At 46.5% G+C, this 18,484-nt stretch carries 17 protein-coding genes and 1 pseudogene; 14 read left to right on the forward strand and 4 right to left on the reverse strand.

All coding sequences use genetic code 11. The features are described from left to right. Both GWO68_RS17860 and GWO68_RS15170 read left to right on the forward strand, forming a co-directional pair. Positions 1–208 (forward strand): annotated as a pseudogene (locus GWO68_RS17860) (transposase); the annotation flags it as partial. A gap of 104 nt (positions 209–312) precedes the next feature. Beyond that, positions 313–1,050, forward strand: coding sequence for a DUF4476 domain-containing protein (locus tag GWO68_RS15170; RefSeq protein ID WP_162347319.1), 738 nt, complete (start codon positions 313–315; stop codon positions 1,048–1,050). Positions 1,051–1,585: 535 nt separating this feature from the next. Here GWO68_RS15170 and GWO68_RS15175 read toward each other — a convergent pair. Then, positions 1,586–2,086 carry a DUF4293 domain-containing protein gene (locus GWO68_RS15175; protein ID WP_162347320.1) on the reverse strand — a complete coding sequence of 167 codons (501 nt, stop codon included), beginning with the start codon at positions 2,084–2,086 and terminating at the stop codon, positions 1,586–1,588. A 62-nt stretch (positions 2,087–2,148) separates the two neighbouring features. Between GWO68_RS15175 and GWO68_RS15180 the strand changes: the two genes are divergently transcribed. From GWO68_RS15180 to GWO68_RS15215, 8 genes are all read left to right on the forward strand, one after another. Then, positions 2,149–3,348, forward strand: a complete 1,200-nt coding sequence (locus GWO68_RS15180; RefSeq protein ID WP_162347321.1) for a thiolase family protein — start codon at positions 2,149–2,151, stop codon at positions 3,346–3,348. 140 nt (positions 3,349–3,488) lie between these two features. After that, a complete protein-coding gene (locus tag GWO68_RS15185) occupies positions 3,489–3,905 on the forward strand; it encodes a hypothetical protein (RefSeq protein ID WP_162347322.1) in 417 nt (138 codons plus the stop codon). Between the two features lie 166 nt (positions 3,906–4,071). After that, positions 4,072–4,836, forward strand: coding sequence for a tRNA pseudouridine(38-40) synthase TruA (gene truA, locus GWO68_RS15190; protein ID WP_202923778.1), 765 nt, complete (start codon positions 4,072–4,074; stop codon positions 4,834–4,836). Positions 4,837–4,842: 6 nt separating this feature from the next. Then, on the forward strand, positions 4,843–6,150 hold the full coding sequence (locus GWO68_RS15195; protein WP_162347323.1) for a cystathionine gamma-synthase family protein: 1,308 nt from the start codon (positions 4,843–4,845) through the stop codon (positions 6,148–6,150). Between the two features lie 425 nt (positions 6,151–6,575). Next, on the forward strand, positions 6,576–8,684 hold the full coding sequence (locus GWO68_RS15200) for a T9SS type A sorting domain-containing protein (RefSeq protein ID WP_162347324.1): 2,109 nt from the start codon (positions 6,576–6,578) through the stop codon (positions 8,682–8,684). A 137-nt stretch (positions 8,685–8,821) separates the two neighbouring features. Continuing rightward, positions 8,822–10,591: an ABC transporter ATP-binding protein gene (locus tag GWO68_RS15205; protein ID WP_162347325.1), complete on the forward strand. Its 1,770-nt coding sequence runs from the start codon at positions 8,822–8,824 to the stop codon at positions 10,589–10,591. Continuing rightward, positions 10,588–11,106, forward strand: a complete 519-nt coding sequence (locus tag GWO68_RS15210; RefSeq protein WP_162347326.1) for a GyrI-like domain-containing protein — start codon at positions 10,588–10,590, stop codon at positions 11,104–11,106. Before GWO68_RS15205 ends, GWO68_RS15210 begins: the two co-directional genes overlap by 4 nt. Before the next feature lie 67 nt (positions 11,107–11,173). Then, positions 11,174–11,791, forward strand: a complete 618-nt coding sequence (locus GWO68_RS15215) for a TetR/AcrR family transcriptional regulator (protein ID WP_162347327.1) — start codon at positions 11,174–11,176, stop codon at positions 11,789–11,791. 16 nt (positions 11,792–11,807) lie between these two features. Here the strand turns inward: GWO68_RS15215 and GWO68_RS15220 are convergent, their stop codons facing one another. The 3 genes from GWO68_RS15220 to GWO68_RS15230 all read right to left on the reverse strand — a co-directional run bounded on the left by GWO68_RS15220 (position 11,808) and on the right by GWO68_RS15230 (position 14,459). Next, entirely contained in the window at positions 11,808–12,224 is a 417-nt protein-coding gene (locus tag GWO68_RS15220) for a hypothetical protein (RefSeq protein WP_162347328.1), read from the reverse strand. Between the two features lie 196 nt (positions 12,225–12,420). After that, positions 12,421–12,627, reverse strand: coding sequence for a PLDc N-terminal domain-containing protein (locus tag GWO68_RS18060; protein ID WP_162347329.1), 207 nt, complete (start codon positions 12,625–12,627; stop codon positions 12,421–12,423). Between the two features lie 47 nt (positions 12,628–12,674). After that, a complete protein-coding gene (locus tag GWO68_RS15230; RefSeq protein ID WP_162347330.1) occupies positions 12,675–14,459 on the reverse strand; it encodes an ABC transporter ATP-binding protein in 1,785 nt (594 codons plus the stop codon). Between the two features lie 151 nt (positions 14,460–14,610). Here GWO68_RS15230 and GWO68_RS15235 point away from each other — a divergent pair, with 151 nt between their 5' ends. The 4 genes from GWO68_RS15235 (at position 14,611) to GWO68_RS15250 (ending at position 18,471) form a co-directional block, all read left to right on the forward strand. Then, the gene (locus tag GWO68_RS15235) at positions 14,611–15,711 is read left to right on the forward strand and encodes a Glu/Leu/Phe/Val family dehydrogenase (protein WP_162347331.1); all 1,101 of its coding nucleotides are present in this window, start codon (positions 14,611–14,613) and stop codon (positions 15,709–15,711) included. A gap of 189 nt (positions 15,712–15,900) precedes the next feature. Continuing rightward, entirely contained in the window at positions 15,901–17,082 is a 1,182-nt protein-coding gene (nusB, locus tag GWO68_RS15240) for a transcription antitermination factor NusB (protein WP_162347332.1), read from the forward strand. An 82-nt stretch (positions 17,083–17,164) separates the two neighbouring features. Beyond that, positions 17,165–17,470: a YtxH domain-containing protein gene (locus GWO68_RS15245; protein WP_162347333.1), complete on the forward strand. Its 306-nt coding sequence runs from the start codon at positions 17,165–17,167 to the stop codon at positions 17,468–17,470. A 2-nt stretch (positions 17,471–17,472) separates the two neighbouring features. After that, on the forward strand, positions 17,473–18,471 hold the full coding sequence (locus GWO68_RS15250) for an isocitrate/isopropylmalate dehydrogenase family protein (RefSeq protein ID WP_162347334.1): 999 nt from the start codon (positions 17,473–17,475) through the stop codon (positions 18,469–18,471). The last annotated feature ends 13 nt before the right edge of the window (positions 18,472–18,484 follow it).

The following is an 18,484-nucleotide window of genomic DNA, read 5'->3' on the forward strand; positions in this document are numbered from 1 at the left end:
GGAAAACCGCCTCAAGCTGATGCTGATCCTCTCGGTGGTGTATGCCTTCCTGTTGAGCCTCTTGCAGGCAGAAGAACTCAACCAGCTGCTCCGGCAGGGATGCCATAGAACAGGAAAGCGGTACCAGAAAGCCCTGATACCGCTTTATCGTGTCCGAACTGCACTCATGCACATCTGGACTCAAGCACAATCCCTAAATTCGGGATGACTCATGTTTGTCCTTATGATATAATATTGATAATAATAGTAAAACACTATATAACTGGCACAGTAATTGAATTCGGCAAAGTATAGATATTAACCTATACTACCATGAGAAAGCTTCTACTTCCGCTCCTGCTTGTGCTACTGGCGATGCCAGTATTGGTACAAGCTTCTGTATTAACTTTTAGAGCGCCAGCCGGCGAGGCCTTTTACCTGAAACTAAACGGCAAAGTGGTAAACCATACGGCATCAAACTTTGTGCGCGTAGACCACCTGCGCCCGGGCAAGCATTACGTGGAAGTAAAAGTACGTGGCCGCTACCGCGATTATCAACTAGGGACTAAAGTATATGCCCGCCAGGGTTACGAAACAAACTATGGCATTACTGTATCTGAGCGAAAAGGAGCCCTGAAACTACGATTGCTGAGTGAAGTGCCGTTGTTGCCACCGCCGCCGGTCGTAGTTCCACGTGTACCTTACCCGCCAGCAGAGCCCTACAGACCAGCGCCACCTCGCTACGACGATGACCGTTACGATAACCGTGACCGCTGCGACTACCTGATGAGCCGACAGGATGTAGACCGCTTAGCCGATGCCATGAAAAGCCGTAGCTTCGAGAGTACCAAACTAACTATAGCCCGCGAAGCCCTGCGCAACAGCAGCATACTGGCCGAAGACCTGAAATACCTTCTGCAGCAGTTCGATTATGAGAGCACAAAAGTAGAGTTCGCTAAATTTGCTTATGAGTATGTCTGCGACCGAGAACGATTCTATTATATCTACGATGTCTTCAAATTCGACAGCAGCGTGCGAGAGTTGGAAGAATATACCAGCCGGAGGAGGTAATTATAGTTAGTAAGTTTGGAAGTTAAAAAGTTACAAAGACCTCACAGCGTCTTTCAGACCTGTGAGCGTCTCGGCAACTATAGAACAATGAATGTGTGTTAAAGTGTTAAGTTAAATAGTTTGTGAAGTATAAAGCCGCTCCAAGTTATGGAAGCGGCTTTTTCATTTTAAGTGCCTGCTATGATACAGGTTTCTATAGTTGGTGATATAGTCAGCGTGCTCTGCGTTATATATATGCAATTAACCCACCCCTAACCCCGCCGAGGAGGGGAGTTTCGTTCTGGAAAATGTAGCTATAAAATTACTGTCATTCTGTTAAGAAACTTGGTGAAAGGTAGGTTCAACCTATGCTACTGGCCAACAAGATTCTTCCAGAATGACAAAAAAGGATAATGAAACGGCCCTGCTCCCCGGAGGGGTAGGTTTCTACAGTAGCCGACCTAACAAAAAAGCCGCTCCCGGAGAACTCCGAAAGCGGCCTTATAACTATAGTTCAGAATTAATTTTCTAACTTTTTAACTTCCAAACTTTCTAACTAGCGTAGTCTATCTACCGACCTCACCAGGTCTTCGTCGCGTTTGATGAAGCGGTTGGCCAGGGCGTTAAGCAACAACCCAAGCATCGGCATGTAAAAACCAGCTTCGTACGAACCATTGTCTGTACCTTTTATCATTTCGTTGCCAACGTAAGCAGCATAGTAAAAAGATGTACCAAAAAGCGCAGCCAGCACTAATGTGTTCAGTAAGCCAAGTTTCATCTGGTTCAGGCGGTTACGGAACTGGAAGATCTCTACCAACGCAATAACGGCAGCAACTATAGCCAAAATCCCGATCGCAAAAGCGCTTTTTGATGGAACCATCCCTGCCGCCGCAGCATCGCCATTCATATTTAACATCTGCGATTTCAGCTCCCAGGCAGTAAGCACTATCGTTTCGCCGGTGACAGCATCGGTTTTAGACCACAACGGTAAAAACAGCATCGAGATAACGGCCAGTACCAGCAGGAACAGAAATACGGATTGAATTCTTTGTATCATGTGTAGGTTAATTTAACTTGCAAAGCATTGCAAAATTAGACAAAGACCTGTAAAACTAAAATATGAATACTGCTTACATTGTAGATATAGTCAGAACACCCGTCGGAAAGTTTGGCGGAAGCCTTAGTACAGTGCGCCCGGATGATATGGCAGCCTTTATTTTAAAGGAGCTGATGGCCCGAAATCCGCAGGTTGCCCCGGAGTTGATTGAAGACGTAGTGCTGGGTGCCGCTAACCAGGCCGGCGAAGATAACCGCAACGTTGCGCGTATGGCGCTGCTGTTGGCTGGCTTACCCTTGCAAATTGGTGGTGTTACCGTTAACAGGCTTTGCGCGTCAGGTTTACAGGCCATTATGGATGCCAGCCGGGCTATTAAAAGCGGCGACGGCGACGTATACCTGGCAGGCGGCGTAGAAAGCATGACCCGCGCGCCGTTTGTAATGGCAAAAGCTGAAACTGCCTGGTCGCGTACTCCTGAGATTTACGATACAACGATAGGCTGGCGCTTTACAAACCCTGCTTTATCTAAACTGCACCACCCGTTTGCCATGGGCGAGACGGCCGAAAACGTGGCCGAGCGCGAAGGTGTTTCACGTGAAGCGCAGGACGAATTTGCCTATAACTCGCAGATAAAGTATAAAGCAGCACACGAAGCCGGCAAGTTTAAAGATGAGATAATTGCTTATCCGGTGCCACAGCGCAAGTCCGATCCTGTTATTTTCGATACAGACGAACATCCACGCTTATCAACTATAGAAAAGTTAGGCCAGCTGGCTCCGGCCTTTAAAAAAGGTGGTAGTGTAACGGCGGGTAACTCGTCGGGTATAAACGATGGTGCCGCAGCTTCGCTTATAGTTAGAGAAGAAACCGTAAACCGATTGGGCTTAACACCAATGGCGCGCGTAGTTTCGGTGGCAGTAGCTGGGGTAGAGCCAAGCCATATGGGTATGGGACCGGTGCCGGCAACTCTAAAAGCACTTAAAAGAGCAGGCTTAACTATAAACGACATCGGGCTGGCCGAAATTAACGAAGCCTTTGCCGCGCAGGCTATACCTTGCGTGCAGCAACTGGGCATCGATCCGGCTATAGTTAACGTGAATGGTGGTTCTATTGCCATTGGTCACCCGCTGGGGGCAAGTGGCACCCGTATTTCGGCAACCCTACTGCACGAAATGAAACGCCGCGAAAATGTGCGTTATGGCCTGGCTACCATGTGTGTAGGGGTTGGGCAGGGGGCAGCCATCATTTACGAAAAAGTGTAGATAAAATATTTTTAACTATAAAACCCCGTTTCTGGTAGCAGAAGTGGGGTTTTTGCTTTTTATAGTTGGCGAATGGAACTATAGTTGATGAAACTGGCACTGCCTTTGTATATAGCAAAACAACATATTAACTGAAGCTTATGAAAAAGGTATTCACCATCGTATTGGTAGCAGTGCTGGCTATAGTTGGCCAGCAAGCCATGGCACAGGGTAACAGCAACGCACGTAGCAAAAGACCCGAATTTGTAAACGAAAAGCACCGCGCACACGCCGAGTGGAAGCGTGAAAAAGAGCATAACAAGAAATATAAAAAGCATAAAAAACACGACCACGACGACGATTACCGTTGGGAACGTGACGATGACCACAGAAGGGACGATGACCGCGACAGAAGAGTAGGGGATAGAAGAGATTACCCTTGGGAGCGAACTACGGAGCAACGCAGAACGGAAGAAAGACGTCGTGTAGAAGAACAGCGCCGCCGTGAGGAGCAAAGACGTGAAGATGGAGACCGTTCAATTCGTGACGTAATACTTAGAAGAACAGGTGGCAATTAATAAACTATAGAAACTGGTATAGTTGCGTCAACAATTTAATAATGCAGCTGCCCGGTTCTTAAAAATACCTAACAGTGCCCCAAAGCCCGGTTATACTTTGTGTAGCCGGGCTTTTTATACGCTATAGTTTGTGTGCAGCTTTAAAAGGAAATCCTAACTTTGTTGCATGCGGTATTTCTTAGAGATCGCCTACGACGGCACACGTTTTCATGGATGGCAGGTACAGCCCAATGCTATTTCGGTGCAGGAAGTGCTGGACGATTGCCTGAGTAAAATATTGCGCGAAACGATAAACACAACAGGCAGCGGCCGCACCGACACCGGCGTACATGCCAGCCAGCAGTTCGTACATTTCGATGCAGCACAACACCTGGACCCACAGCATATCGTTTACCGCCTCAACCGCATCCTGCCCGACGATATTTCTGCCTATAGTTTACACCTGGTGCCTCACGAAGCGCATGCCCGTTACGATGCCTTTGCCCGCACTTATCATTACCACATCACGCTCCGCAAAGATCCTTTTAAGCGCTACTACGCCTGGTACCACAGCAAGCCTTTGGATGTGGAACTGATGAACGAAGCCGCAACTATATTGCTGAAGTATGAGGATTTTACCACCTTCAGCAAAGTAAAAGGCGATACCAAACATTACCGCTGTAACATGTACGAAGCTTACTGGGAGCAAAAGGGCCATGAGCTGATCTTCACAATTCGGGCAAACCGGTTTTTGCGTGGCATGGTGCGGCTTATAGTTGGTGCGCTGGCAGATGTTGGTCGTGGCAAACTGACTATAGCAGATTTCGAAAACATTATTGCCAGCCAGGACAGGAGCCAGGCCAGCGGCGCGGCGCCATCCGAAGGGCTTTACCTGGCCAAGGTTGAGTACCCGGAGCATTTATTCCAGAACATCACCCAAATCAAACTATAAAATTCTATGCAACTAGAAGAAGACCATCGTGGGCCGCATTTAAACGGTAAACACCTGCGGCCAGAAAGTTTAATGATGAGTTACGGGTACAACCCCGAGTGGTCAGAAATGGCCGTAAAAGCTCCCATCTACCAAACATCCACCTTTGTTTTTAAGAACGCGGAAGAAGGCAAGGCATTTTTTGAACTGGCTTACGGTCTGCGCACCAAAGATGCTGAAGAGCAAATGGGCCTTATCTATAGCCGCCTCAACAACCCCGACCTCGAAATTTTAGAGAACCGCCTGCGTTTTTGGGATGGTGCCCAGGATGCAGCCGTTTTTGCAAGCGGTATGGCTGCCATTAGCACCATGCTGCTGGCCCTGCTGAAGCCCGGCGATGTTATCCTGCACAGCGAGCCGATCTATGGCGGCTCCGATTACTACATCAAAAATATCCTGCCAAAGTTCGGTATTCAAAGTATAGGCTTCCGGGCCAACATGGAAGCCGAGGAAGTGGAGAAACTGCTGGAAGAATCTGGTGTAGCCGATAAACTGGCCATGATTTACATCGAAACGCCTGCCAACCCAACCAACCACCTTGTAGACATTGAAGCCTGCGCTGCCTTAGCCAGAAAATATTCTACAGCTGATAAAAAAGTTATAGTTGCTGTCGATAATACCTTCCTGGGTCCGTTGTTCTGTCACCCGCTTAAGCACGGCGCTGATTTGCTGGTTTACTCGGCTACCAAATACATAGGCGGCCACTCCGACCTTATTGCCGGTGCCTGTTTAGGCTCTGCGGAGCTAATGAAACAAGTAAAAGCCATGCGTACATTTATGGGTTCTATGGCAAGCCCGTGGACCGGCTGGATGCTGATGCGATCGCTGGAGACCCTGAAGATACGTATGGAAGCACAGGCACGCGGCGCAGAAAGTGTAGCGGAATACCTTAAAAACCACCCGAAAGTAGACCGCATTTATTATTTAGGCGATTTGCAGAACAACCCACACCAACAGGCCATTTACGAAAAGCAATGCCTGTCGGCGGGCTCTATGATCTCGTTTGATATTAAAGGTGGCGAAAAAGAAGCCTTTACTTTCCTGAACAGCCTGCGCCTGATAAAACTGGCTGTAAGCTTAGGCGGTACCGAATCGCTGGCCGAGCACCCGGCCTCTATGACGCACTCCGATATATCCCCAGCCGACCGTGCGGTGATGGGAATTGGCGAAGGCATGGTCCGTATTTCGGTAGGTGTGGAGCACCCTGACGATATCATAAACGACATTGAACAGGCATTAGAAAAAGTGCAGGCAAGTGTAAGCAGCTATGCTTAATATTAGATTACAACTAATATTGATCTACATTTAATATCTCTATCAATTTAAAGAGTAAACTATAGGTTAGATAAACTTCTACTCCTCCAGAGGTATTAGGGGTGGCTGAGATGAGTAAAGTTGAATTACCGGCAAAAGAGCCGCAGCTGTAAAGTTGCGGCTCTTTTGTTTTTAGAAATTCAATTAATTATATATTTATTATAATGATTTTTATAAATAGTTGAAACCAATAAGCTGCGTTATCGTTGGGGTATATAAGTAAAATTATATATGCGTGTGTGCAGGTGAGTTGAAATACATCATACGGAGGCTGTTTAGTAAAGTATACATCCTGCTCAGGTAAAATTTCTTCTATTACCATTTGCTGCCACAGCTATTGTCTTTTTACTGCCGCGACCCAATTCCATAACCCTAATACCGAGTACATGCAGGCACCTTTACACCCCCAAACTGCAATTCGTATCCTGAAATCGCTTGTGCGCCTGGTAAGTTCCCATGGGGCAGGCAAATCCTTTCTGATAACCATACTTATACTCTCTGCAACTATGGCCCAGGCATCCCACTTCAGGTATGGGAATGTTAGCTGGCGATGGGTAAGTGGCAATACCGTTGAGTTTAAAATAAGCCAGTCGTGGCGGTATACGGCCTTTTATGCAGAGCAGGGACAGCTGGTTAACCCGGGAGATTTTAATTTTGGCGATGGCACGCATGCAGCTATTCAGTTAGAGGTAACAGCAGTTAACAAAACAGACGACTGGATGTATGGCGAAGCAATCCTGACCAAAACCTATAGTTCAGCAGGCAACTTTACGGCTAATTTTACAGGCTGCTGCCGTGTAGGCGAACTCAAAAATAATCCCGAAGGCAGCTGGAACCTGCAAACTATAGTTACGATTGGCAATGGCAACAGCGCACCAGTTACCACACTACCTGCTATCGTTAACCTGCCGCACAGTAAACCAGATGCTGCTTTCCGAATGCCGGTAACAGACCCGGATGGCGATGCACTTACGTTTAGGCTGGCAAACCAGCAGGAAATGGGCGGTGGCGTTAACCCTGAAGGCCTGTCCGTAAATTCATCAACCGGTATAGTTTCTTTTGGTACGGCAGGTAAAACAGCTGGTGATTTGTATAACGCCGCTATCACTGTTACCGACAGCCGCGGTGCCAGCGTCACTACCGATTTCGTGATCAAAATTACAGAGCAGTCTACGCCACCGGTATTCGATTATAGTATAACCCCCGCCAACCAAACAGTTTACCAGGTAGTACCCGGGCAGCAGTTAAAATTTACGGTTAAAGCCCATGACTCCGACCCGGCAGATAAGGTAACCTTACAAGCAACGGGTCTGCCATCAGGCGCAGCACTTACTCCGGCCCTGCCAGTTGCCAACAACCCAGTACAAAGCAACTTCTCCTGGACTCCGACAGCCGACAACCTGGGCGTACATGTCATCAATTTTATAGCACAGGATCTGAAAGGTGTACAAACCACTTCTTCCGTAACGATACAGGTAAGCTACAAACCTAAATTTGATATGCCGCCAACGCCAGCAGCTAACAGCTATACTTTTGCAGCGCCCGGCCAAACTATAACCTTTACACTGCAAGCCTCAGATCCGGACGCAACCGATAAAGTAAAACTGGTGGAACTGACCGGACTACCTGCCGGTGTAGCAACCTTGCCAACTACAATGGCGAACCCGGTGCAGATGCAGGTAACCTGGAAACCTGAAACAAAAAACTGGGGCGTAAATACCATCACCGCAAAAGCCCGCGATACCCACAACGACGAGGTAAGCCATAGTTTCAGGATTGTGGTCAATACCCCACCAACGTTTACATCTCGTCCGCAGGAAATACCGTTGGCAGCTGGCTATAGTTTTAAGTATGAAATTGCTGTGCAGGATGATGATTTGGCGTATGGGGATAAGCTGGAAGTGATGGCGAAGCAATTGCCCGGCTGGCTTACGCTGGAAGACAAGGGAAGCGGCAAAGCGATACTTACCGGAACGCCAACTATAAATGATATAGGTGAGCATACTATAAACTTAGTAGCAGAAGACAAATGGCACCACAACGGCGGCCTGGCCGAGCAAAATTTTACACTTACCGTTACCGACCCACGTTGCGGCGATACAAATGAAAAGGTACTTATCTGCCATGCTGGGCAAACGCTGTGTGTAGAGGCAAACAAAGTACAAGAGCACCTGGACCACGGCTGTTATATCGGCTCCTGCAACCCCGATGATGTACCAATAGACCCGCTGGAGTTAGAGACTAAACTGATTGCTTACCCTAATCCGTTTAGCGCTGCCACCACGCTGGCGTTTACCTTACCCGAAGCCGGAAAGTATACACTGGAACTGCTGGACATAAAAGGCACCCGGGTAACTATATTGCAACAGGGCGACGGCAATAAAGGCCAGTATTTTATGCATGAGGCTACAGCAGAGAAACTAAAAGCCGGCATTTACCTGGTGCGCCTGATAACCGCTACACAGGTACAGCACGTAAAGGTGGTAAAACAGTAGTGCTTCGCTATACCTGCCGCTGCAAAATTACGGCTGCTTTAGTCCGTTAAAAACACTTACCTTTGCGTCTGGTTAAGTATAAATGCCCGCATGGGCACAAGCGAAGCCTTCGTTTATACTTAAAACAGAACACAACTTTGGAAGATAAACCCAAAAATACAGGCAAGGTATTCGATGCAGATGTGCTGAAGCGGCTCTTTGAGTTCGTGAAGCCCTACGTGCGCATTTTTTACTTTATTGTATTCCTCACTTTTGCCTCGGCTATACTTGCCGCCGTGCGCCCCTTCCTGATACAATACACCGTAGACCACGAAATTCTGCAGAACGACTGGCAGGGCCTGAACAAGATGTTTGTAATCCTGAGTGTGTTGCTGGTGGTGCATGCTATAGTTCAGTATTTACATACTTACTTTGCCGGCTGGCTTGGGCAGTATGTAGTCCGCGATATCCGGGTTAAACTATACCGCCACATCCTCGACCTCCGTCTTAAATTCTTCGACAGAACACCGATCGGAACACTGGTTACCAGAAACGTATCGGATGTAGAGACACTCTCGGATGTATTTAGCGAAGGCCTGGCCGCCATGATCGGCGATATTCTGCAGCTGGTATTTATAGTTGGCTTCATGTTTTACATCGATTGGGAACTGGCGCTTGTCAGCCTTTCTACCTTCCCGATCATGCTCATCAGTACCTACATCTTTAAAGAGAAGATAAAAGACACGTTCCAGGAAGTGCGTACGGCGGTGGCCCGCTTAAACTCGTTTGTACAAGAGCATATTACCGGCATGAGCATCGTGCAGATCTTTAACAACGAGAAACGCGAGATGGACAAGTTCCGGGAGATCAACAAAGAACATACCCGTGCCAATGTTCGCTCAGTTTTATACTATAGCATTTACTTTCCGGTAGCTGAAATTATAGGTGCAGCCGGCCTGGGGTTGCTGGTGTGGTATGGCGCGCATGGTGTGATAGATGATGATACTTCGCTGGGTACGCTGATGGCCTTTATACTGTATATCCAGATGTTTTTCCGGCCGATACGCATGATAGCCGACCGCTTTAACACATTGCAGTTAGGCGTGGTTAGTACCGAGCGTTTAATGAAACTGCTGGACAGCAAAGAGATGATAGCAGACAACGGTACCTACACGCCGGAAAAGATAAAAGGCAACGTGAAGTTTGAGAACGTATGGTTTGCCTATAACGACGAAGAATGGGTGCTGCGCGATATCTCCCTGGAAGTGAAAGCCGGCGAAACCATCGCGTTTGTGGGGGCAACCGGTGCCGGCAAAACGTCCATCATCAACCTGCTCAACCGCTTTTACGAGATCAACAAAGGCCATATTATAGTGGATGGCCACGATATTAAAGAATACGACCTGGGTGTGCTGCGTCATCATATCGGGGTTGTGTTGCAAGATGTGTTCTTGTTTTCCGGAAGTATAGCCGATAACATTAGCCTGGGCAACAAAGCCATAACCGAAGAGCAAATGTGGCGCGCCGCCGATTTGGTTGGTGCCCGTAAGTTTATAGAACGCCTGCCGGGAGGATTGCACTACCAGGTAATGGAGCGCGGAGCAACTTTATCGGTAGGTCAGCGCCAGCTTATCTCGTTTGTAAGGGCTATGGTGTATAATCCGGAGATCATCATTTTAGACGAAGCCACCTCCAGCGTAGACTCCGAAACCGAAGAACTGATACAGTACGCCATCGATCAGTTGATGCAGGGCCGTACTTCTATTGTTATTGCGCACCGCTTATCTACCATCCAGAAAGCAGACAAGATTATAGTTTTAGACAGGGGCGAAATAAAGGAAGTGGGCAACCACGAAGAACTGCTGCGGCATAACGGCTACTACGCCCAACTATACCAGATGCAGTACAAGAACATGATCAACATATGAGTAAGAAATTTTTAGTGTCTGTAGCTATAGTTGCAGCTATAGGGGTAGGTATTTATGCCTGGTTAGGCGGTTTCAGCAGCCCAACTGTAACTGTTACTACTTCAGAGCCTTTGCTAATTGCAGGCCAGCCTTTTAAAGGTGCTGTTAAAGACGAGGCCTTTGGCAAAGCCTTTCAGAAAGCGGCACAACTCCGCGACTCCAAAGCAATTGAGGGCATGTTGGGTAACGTATACTATAACAACCCCGAAAGCGAGCGCGATACGATAAAGGCTTTCATAGGTATCGTGATCCAGGATTCAACTATAAAACTACCGGAAGGCTATGAGCTGCTACATGTGCCGGGTGGCCGCAAAGTGTTACGCACCGAGGTAGAAGCACACTTTATGATTGGGCCGGGTAAGCTTTATAGTTCGTTGTTTGATTACGCCGAAGAAAATAAAATGAAACTAGAAGACTTTTATGTAGAGTGGTTCCCGACTGAGCGTAAAGGTATAGTGGAAGTGCCGGTAAAGTAACAACCAACTTGTAACTATAGAATAATCGCTTATATTTGATAAAGCAGATATAACGGCCACAAACACATTGGGTAAAAAAGCAGAGGCAAAAAAAGAACGGATACTGGATGCAGCCAAAACTGTGTTCGGTAAGCTAGGCTATAGTAAGGCCACCCTCGATGATATTGCCCACGCCATCGGCCTCAAAAAACCTACCTTATACTATTACTATAAAAGCAAGGAAGTACTTTTTATTGAGGCTTTTTCGCAGGAGTGGAAAGATAGTTTATACCGCATCCGGAAAATAGCAGAGCAGGAACCCGACCCGCTGAAGCAACTTTTACTATACATTCAATCGTCTCTTCGCTATTACCAGGAGATCGTAACACAGCACACCATCTCTATAAAAGTGCTGATAGAAACGCGCAGCCTGTTCCAGAAACTTTTTGCCGAGTCCAGGGCCAAGGAAACGAACTATTACGCTGCCGTTATAAAAGATGGTATCGAGAAAGGTGTGTTTATACCCTGCGAGGCAGAGCGTGTGGGTTACTCCATTATGGTGGTAAAAGACCTGATCCAGTTCGATGAGTTTGAGCGCGCCTATTATCAGCAGCTGCCAACTATAAACTTCGCCAAAATAGAGCAGGATGTGCTATTTACCGTTGGTCTTATTCTGAACGGTATCAGCAGTAAGCAGCAAGCCTAAGGCAAGCAGTAAAAACCTATTCAGATGCTTTCGCTTTAAGCTCATTTAGTTTGCTCATTAAAGCATCAACATCGGCGTGGTGGCCTTTGGCAACTTCAGCAGCATCCAGTTCCAGCAACATATTTTTCATTTGCTGCAGGTAAGCTGTCTTGTCTTTTTTCAGGCAATCTTTCGGGTTGTCCTGGCAATTGCCATTTTCATCTTTTGGCTTAAACATACTGCCTTCACCATAAATCAGCCACCGTGAGTTCAGGTCCGGGAAGTGTTTTACAATAGCCACCAGCTCATCCAGCACAATGTTGCAACCATTCAGGATATTTTTCAGCGTAGTTTCATCGCTGCCAGTTATCGCTTTCAGGTCTTCCATTTCATACTCGTTCAGGTGCGTGTAAAATCTGAACCTCTTGCCGATTTGCTGTAAGTCAATAGCCATATATAGAGTGGTTTATAGTTTCGTAGATTAACCTATACGTATCTATAACAGAATCTGCTCTAAAAAATTCCTGCAAAGTGTTTTGACTATAATTGTATAGTCAGTTTTGAAGGTATAAAACGGCTGAAAATTTAGTGAATCAGTTATTTTTAGAATGCCTGTGTCCTCGCTCGCGGGAAGCGAGCGAGGACAAGTATTAATCCTCCTTTTGATTAAGGAACCTGTTTGAAAACAAAGTATAAAGCACCATTCCGCCAATAGGGAAAAGCATGACTAAAGCTAAAAAGATAGTTCTGGACCATTCGCTACTAAAGTCCTTTCTATATATGTCCCAAATGGTAAATATGTATAAACATAAAGCTATACCTACAGTAAAGTATAAAATCAGATCGTCAGCGCTCATGCTTGTATTTTTGTGTAAGCTATAGAATATGTAAGCTCAATTAGGTTTTACTCCAATTCCTCAGTCTGCAGTTGGCGTTCGTATAGTTCTTTGTACAAGCCAGGTTGCCTGATCAACTCATCATGCGAGCCGTGTTGTATAATCGCCCCATCATCAAGCACCAGAATACTATCTGCCAGCTTTACCGACGATACCCTGTGTGAGATAATAATAGAAGTGCGGTTGGCCATGATGCGGCGCAGGCTGTTTAGTATAGCATTTTCGGTTTTGGTATCTACTGCCGATAGCGAGTCGTCCAGGATAAGGATGCTTGGTTCGCGCACCAGCGCACGCGCTATCGAAACACGCTGTTTTTGCCCACCCGATAAGGTAATGCCGCGCTCACCCAGCTTGGTCTCAAACTGCTCCGGAAAACGCATGATGTTTTCGTACACATCGGCATCTTTCGCGGCTTGCACCATTTGTTCTTCGGTTATACTTGGCAAGCCAAACCCAATGTTGTTGCGGATGGAATCAGAAAACAGGAAAACATCCTGCGGCACATACCCGATCTGGCTGCGCAGGCTCTCCAGGTTATAGTCGCGCACGTCCACTCCATCTATCAGAATGCGGCCGCCTGTTACGTCATACATGCGTGGCAGCAACGTAGCTACCGTACTTTTGCCAGAACCAGTGTTGCCAATAATAGCCAGCGTTTCGCCATGTTTTATAGTAAAGGATACATTTTTAAGCGCATGGATATTGGTGTCCGGGTAAACAAAGTCTACATTTTCGAAGCGGATATCGCCGGTGATCTCTCTACTGATGTTTTCACGGGAAACAATGTCGGTTTTGGTATGCAGAAACTCGTTAATACGCGCCTGCGATGCTGCTGCACGCTGCACTAAACTGGCTGTCCAGCCCAGGGAGGTTACCGGCCATGTCAGCATGTTCACGTAAATGATGAATTCGGCAATGTTACCCGTAGTTATAGTTCCGTTTATCACTTCCTGGCCACCAATATAAATGGTGATGATCGTGCTCAGGCCAACAAGGAAAAGTATAAGCGGGAAGAACAGCGAGTTTACAAAATTCAGGTCCAGCGATTTTTCTTTATACACATCGCTGGCCGTGGTAAAGTTGTTGTGCGAGTCATCTTCTCGTACGAAAGATTTAAGTACCCTGATCCCTGAAAAAGCTTCCTGTACAAACGTGGTTATACCTGCCAGGCTCTTCTGTATCTCATCCGATTTCCGCTCAATGATGTTGTTTACATAGTAAATGCTGATGGCAAGTATAGGCAGCGGAATCAAAGTATACATCGTCAGTTTCACGTTTACCGACAACATATACGGAATCACCATCAGGAACAGCACCACCAGGTTAAGGCCGTACATAATAGCCGGGCCCAGGTACATACGCACACGGCTCACATCTTCTGAGATGCGCGACATCAGGTCGCCGGTGTTGTTTCTGCGGTAAAAGCTAAGGGGCAGACTTTGGTAATGTTCGTAGATCTCGTTTTTCAGGTCATTCTCAACCAGGCGACTCATTACAATGATAGTTTGCCGCACAAAAAACAGGAATACGCCCCGCAGTAAGGCCATCACCAGTATAACCACGCCATATACCAATATGCTTTTGGCGAAAATTTCATAAACCATGCCCTGCTGCTCCATGCCATCGTACAGGTTGTGTAGGTTTATACCTTCCTTTATCAGGTTAAAAGCATAGCGCACCACCTGGGCCGGCAGTATCTGGAAAAAGTTGGAAATAACGATAAAAACCAATCCCCAGAGGAGGCGGAATTTATACTTGAGCAGGTATTTATTTAAGTAGCGTAACGATTTCACAATAAGATATTAAAGCCTACAGGCTTTTACGGTGAGATACAAAGTACAAATTGAATAAATCAAAAAAAGAATTAATTTTGCAGCGCGAAAAGCGGGTAGTACACTGCCTTCTTCAGCACAAAGATAGAATAACACTAAACCAATTTCATAAATGGTCGAAATTAAAGAAGTAGAGCTGAAGAAAGATACATCGATCTTCGGGCAGATTTCAGAATACAATCATGAGAAAGTTGTTTTCTGTCATGACCACGAGACCGGCTTAAAAGCCATCATCGGTATCCACAACACGGTACTTGGCCCTGCGCTGGGTGGTACACGTATGTGGTCTTATGCTTCTGATGCAGAGGCGCTGAATGATGTGCTGCGCCTGTCAAGAGGTATGACCTACAAAGCAGCTATCTCTGGTCTGAACCTGGGAGGTGGTAAAGCGGTGATCATTGGCGATGCTAAGAAAGATAAATCGGAGGCGTTAATGCGCCGTTATGGCCGTTTTGTTAAAAACCTGAATGGCGCTTACATTACTGCCGAAGACGTAGGAACTACTACAAAAGATATGGAGTACATTAAGATGGAAACAGATCACGTAGCTGGTTTGCCTGAAGCAATGGGCGGTAGCGGAGACCCTTCTCCGGTAACAGCTTATGGTACCTACATGGGTATGAAAGCCGCTGCTAAAAAAGTTTATGGCTCTGATTCTTTAGAAGGCAAAAAGATATCTGTACAGGGGGTTGGCCACGTAGGTGGTTACCTGGTTGAGCTTTTAGCTAAAGAAAATGCACAGGTATTTATCACAGACATCTACGAAGACCGTCTGCGCGAAATATCAAACAAGTATGGCGCTAAAGTAGTAGGCATGGACGAGATCTATGACCTGGATGTGGATATCTATGCGCCGTGCGCCCTTGGTGCCACTGTTAACGATAGCACCCTAAGCAGACTAAAGTGCCAGATCATTGCTGGTAGCGCAAACAACCAGCTGAAAGATGAGTCGGTTCACGGACCAGCACTTATCGAGCGTGGCATTTACTATGCACCAGACTTCCTGATCAATGCAGGTGGTCTGATTAACGTTTACTCTGAGCTGCAAGGCTACAACCGCGAAAGCGCGTATGCCCAGACAGAGCGTATCTACGGTTATACGTTGGATATTTTTGAACTAGCTGAGAAAGAAGGAATCCATACGCAGTTAGCAGCTACCAAACTGGCTGAGCAGCGTATCCAGAGCATTGGCAAAGTTCACTCAACTTACTAAGTATAGCTCAGCTATAGAAGTATAAAAAGTAAAAGTGCTGCAGTAACTGTGGCACTTTTGCTTTAAACACGTACCAGTACCAATTGTGCTATAAGCTGCCTGCGTTGCAGTATGTTTATAGAGTAGCAAGGTTCTCAAAAACCTAACTATAAATCATTCTATTACAACACGTTCTTTATACAATTAATTATGCTTAACCGCAGAACACTACGAATTAAAGCCATGCAGGCAATTTATGCATACATGCAGGCCGAAGGTTCTGACTATTTGCTGGCACTGGACCAGATAGGAGAAGACTTTGCACCAGATCTGAACGCGATGGAAGTGCAGGACAGAAAACTGCTCGAAGGCCAAAAGCAGATAGCAACGCTGCTTTTTAAGGAGTGGTACGAGAAGCGCCAGTTCGATGCAGAAGATGCAGACAAGGAAATAGTAGATGCGGTAAACAGGGCGGTTGTAAGCTACCAGAACCAGACCAGAAAAGATCTGCGCTACTACCACGACCAGATGCTGGTTGCCGTTGAGCGTATTTATGACCACTACCTGGCTAATCTACAGTTACTGAACGTGCTCACCGACCTGGTGCAGGAAGAAGAAGAGAAAAGAAGCAACCGCTTTACAGAAGCCACAGGCCCGGATGTGAAGCAATTCCTGCGCAACCAACTGGTGCAGCGTATCCTCAACAACAAATCTTACCAGCAGCACATCATTCGCCGCAACATTAGCTGGGGCTCCGATGTAAGCGAGATCCGCCAGGTATATAAATCTGTAATTAAACAGGATGAGGTGTTCTTAGCCTACCTGCAAAACCCGTCTCCGTCGCTTACAGACGACTTTGAGCTGATCAAACATATTTATAAAAACATTATCTTTAAAGAAAAAACTTTACAATCTTTGTTTGAAGAGCAGGACCTGAACTGGGCCGAAAACAAAGCCATTGTAAAGAGCCTGGTAAACAAAACCCTGAAGATGTTTGGGGAAGAGGCCGAGGGCAATGCCGAAGAGGTAACCTTGCTGGACCTGTCGCCGAACTGGGAAGATGATAAGGCATTCTTTGAGGAGCTTTACAAACAAACCCTGCAGGAAGACGAGAAGTATGAAGCCATGATCGCGGCCAGCGTGCAGAACTGGGACGTGGAGCGTGTAGCACTTCTGGATAAGATCATACTTAAGATGGCACTTTGCGAGATGCACATCTTCCGCAGCATACCTGTTAAAGTTACCATCAACGAATACATCGAGATATCCAAGCTGTATAGTACACCAAAAAGCAAGCAGTTTATAAATGGCGTGCTCGATAAGATGGCCCAGGAACTCGTAACGAAAGGCGACATACGTAAATCTGGCCGCGGGCTTATAGATAACAAATAAGTTTTGCGCAAAGGCTATCAAAAGGCCTGATTCATCGTAAGGAGTTTTAAATAAATAGAATTCGATATATAAGCATAAAACTATGGGTAAGAAGACAACCGCCATATTGGCTTTTGCATCTGGCGCGGCAGTAGGCGCAGCAGCGGGCATTTTGTTCGCTCCTGAAAAAGGCCAGGAAACGCGCAGCTGGCTTAGCTACCGTTTAGAGAAATACCGCGATACGCTTTCTGACCTGTTAGAGCAATTGGTGGCTAAAGGCGATAACCTGCCATCGAGTGCAAAATCAGAAGGACAGCGTGTGATACAGGATGCCAAAAGCAAAGCCGAGAAGCTGTTAGGTGATGTAGACTCACTGATAAACGAAATTAATAGCCGGAAAGAACTATAGATATGAGACAAATAACACTTATTCCGGGAGACGGAATAGGACCGGAAATTACAGAAGCTGTAAAAGCGATATTTGCTGCAGCTAATGTGCCCGTAACATGGGAAGAAGAAAATGCCGGACAAACCACTTTTGATGCTATCGGGGAGCTGATACCAGCCACACTGATCGCCTCTCTTGAAAAAAACAGAGTAGCCCTTAAAGGCCCGATCACAACGCCGGTTGGCAAAGGCTTTAAAAGTATAAATGTGCAGCTGCGCCAGAAGTTTGACTTATACTCAAATGTAAGACCGGCTAAAACTACCAAAGGATTAGTAACCAAGTTCGAGAATGTAAACTCGGTGCTGTTCCGCGAGAATACCGAAGGCTTATACTCTGGCCTTGAGATGTTTGACGAGCGCCTGCAGATCTCTGACTCGGTTGCCCGTATTACACGACTGGGTTGCGAAAAGATTATTAAGGCTGCTTTTGCTTATGCTGACAAGCACGGTTGCAAAAAAGTAACGGCTGTTCATAAAGCCAACATCCTGAAAGGCGCAGGTGCTTTGTTCCTGGGTATCTTTAACGATGTTGCCAAACAATACCCGCATATACAGGCTGATGACAAGATCATTGACAATATGTGCATGCAGCTGGTTGTAAAACCGGAGCAATTTGACGTTATTGTAACTACAAACCTGTTTGGCGATATACTTTCAGATTTGTGTGCCGGCCTTGTAGGTGGTTTAGGTGTGGTAGCGGGTGCCAATATAGGCGACGACATGGCTATATTTGAAGCAGTGCATGGTTCTGCTCCGGATATTGCAGGCAAAGGTATAGCTAACCCTACTGCCTTATTACGTTCGGCAATCATGATGCTGCACCACATCGACCTGAAAGAACAGGCTTATAAAATAGAAGCGGCTTTGGATGCTACATTAGCTAATAAGGAAGAGTGCACAGGCGACCTTGGCGGTAAAGCCGGAACTATGGAATTTGCACAGCATATCATCTCTAAACTATAACCTAGTAACCAGT

This window comes from Pontibacter fetidus (assembly GCF_010119545.1).
In the GTDB taxonomy this organism is placed as follows: domain Bacteria; phylum Bacteroidota; class Bacteroidia; order Cytophagales; family Hymenobacteraceae; genus Pontibacter; species Pontibacter fetidus.

Excerpts from the sequence above, each read along its gene's own strand:
- GWO68_RS15185 (WP_162347322.1), top strand. The coding sequence starts at position 3,489 with ATGAAAAAGGTATTCACCATCGTATTGGTAGCAGTGCTGGCTATAGTT.
- GWO68_RS15195 (WP_162347323.1), top strand. The coding sequence starts at position 4,843 with ATGCAACTAGAAGAAGACCATCGTGGGCCGCATTTAAACGGTAAACAC.
- GWO68_RS18060 (WP_162347329.1), bottom strand. The coding sequence starts at position 12,627 with ATGAGCGCTGACGATCTGATTTTATACTTTACTGTAGGTATAGCTTTA.
- GWO68_RS15180 (WP_162347321.1), top strand. The coding sequence starts at position 2,149 with ATGAATACTGCTTACATTGTAGATATAGTCAGAACACCCGTCGGAAAG.
- GWO68_RS15235 (WP_162347331.1), top strand. The coding sequence starts at position 14,611 with ATGGTCGAAATTAAAGAAGTAGAGCTGAAGAAAGATACATCGATCTTC.
- GWO68_RS15245 (WP_162347333.1), top strand. The coding sequence starts at position 17,165 with ATGGGTAAGAAGACAACCGCCATATTGGCTTTTGCATCTGGCGCGGCA.
- GWO68_RS15250 (WP_162347334.1), top strand. The coding sequence starts at position 17,473 with ATGAGACAAATAACACTTATTCCGGGAGACGGAATAGGACCGGAAATT.
- GWO68_RS15170 (WP_162347319.1), top strand. The coding sequence starts at position 313 with ATGAGAAAGCTTCTACTTCCGCTCCTGCTTGTGCTACTGGCGATGCCA.
- GWO68_RS15200 (WP_162347324.1), top strand. The coding sequence starts at position 6,576 with ATGCAGGCACCTTTACACCCCCAAACTGCAATTCGTATCCTGAAATCG.
- GWO68_RS15175 (WP_162347320.1), bottom strand. The coding sequence starts at position 2,086 with ATGATACAAAGAATTCAATCCGTATTTCTGTTCCTGCTGGTACTGGCC.
- GWO68_RS15210 (WP_162347326.1), top strand. The coding sequence starts at position 10,588 with ATGAGTAAGAAATTTTTAGTGTCTGTAGCTATAGTTGCAGCTATAGGG.
- nusB (WP_162347332.1), top strand. The coding sequence starts at position 15,901 with ATGCTTAACCGCAGAACACTACGAATTAAAGCCATGCAGGCAATTTAT.
- truA (WP_202923778.1), top strand. The coding sequence starts at position 4,072 with ATGCGGTATTTCTTAGAGATCGCCTACGACGGCACACGTTTTCATGGA.
- GWO68_RS15220 (WP_162347328.1), bottom strand. The coding sequence starts at position 12,224 with ATGGCTATTGACTTACAGCAAATCGGCAAGAGGTTCAGATTTTACACG.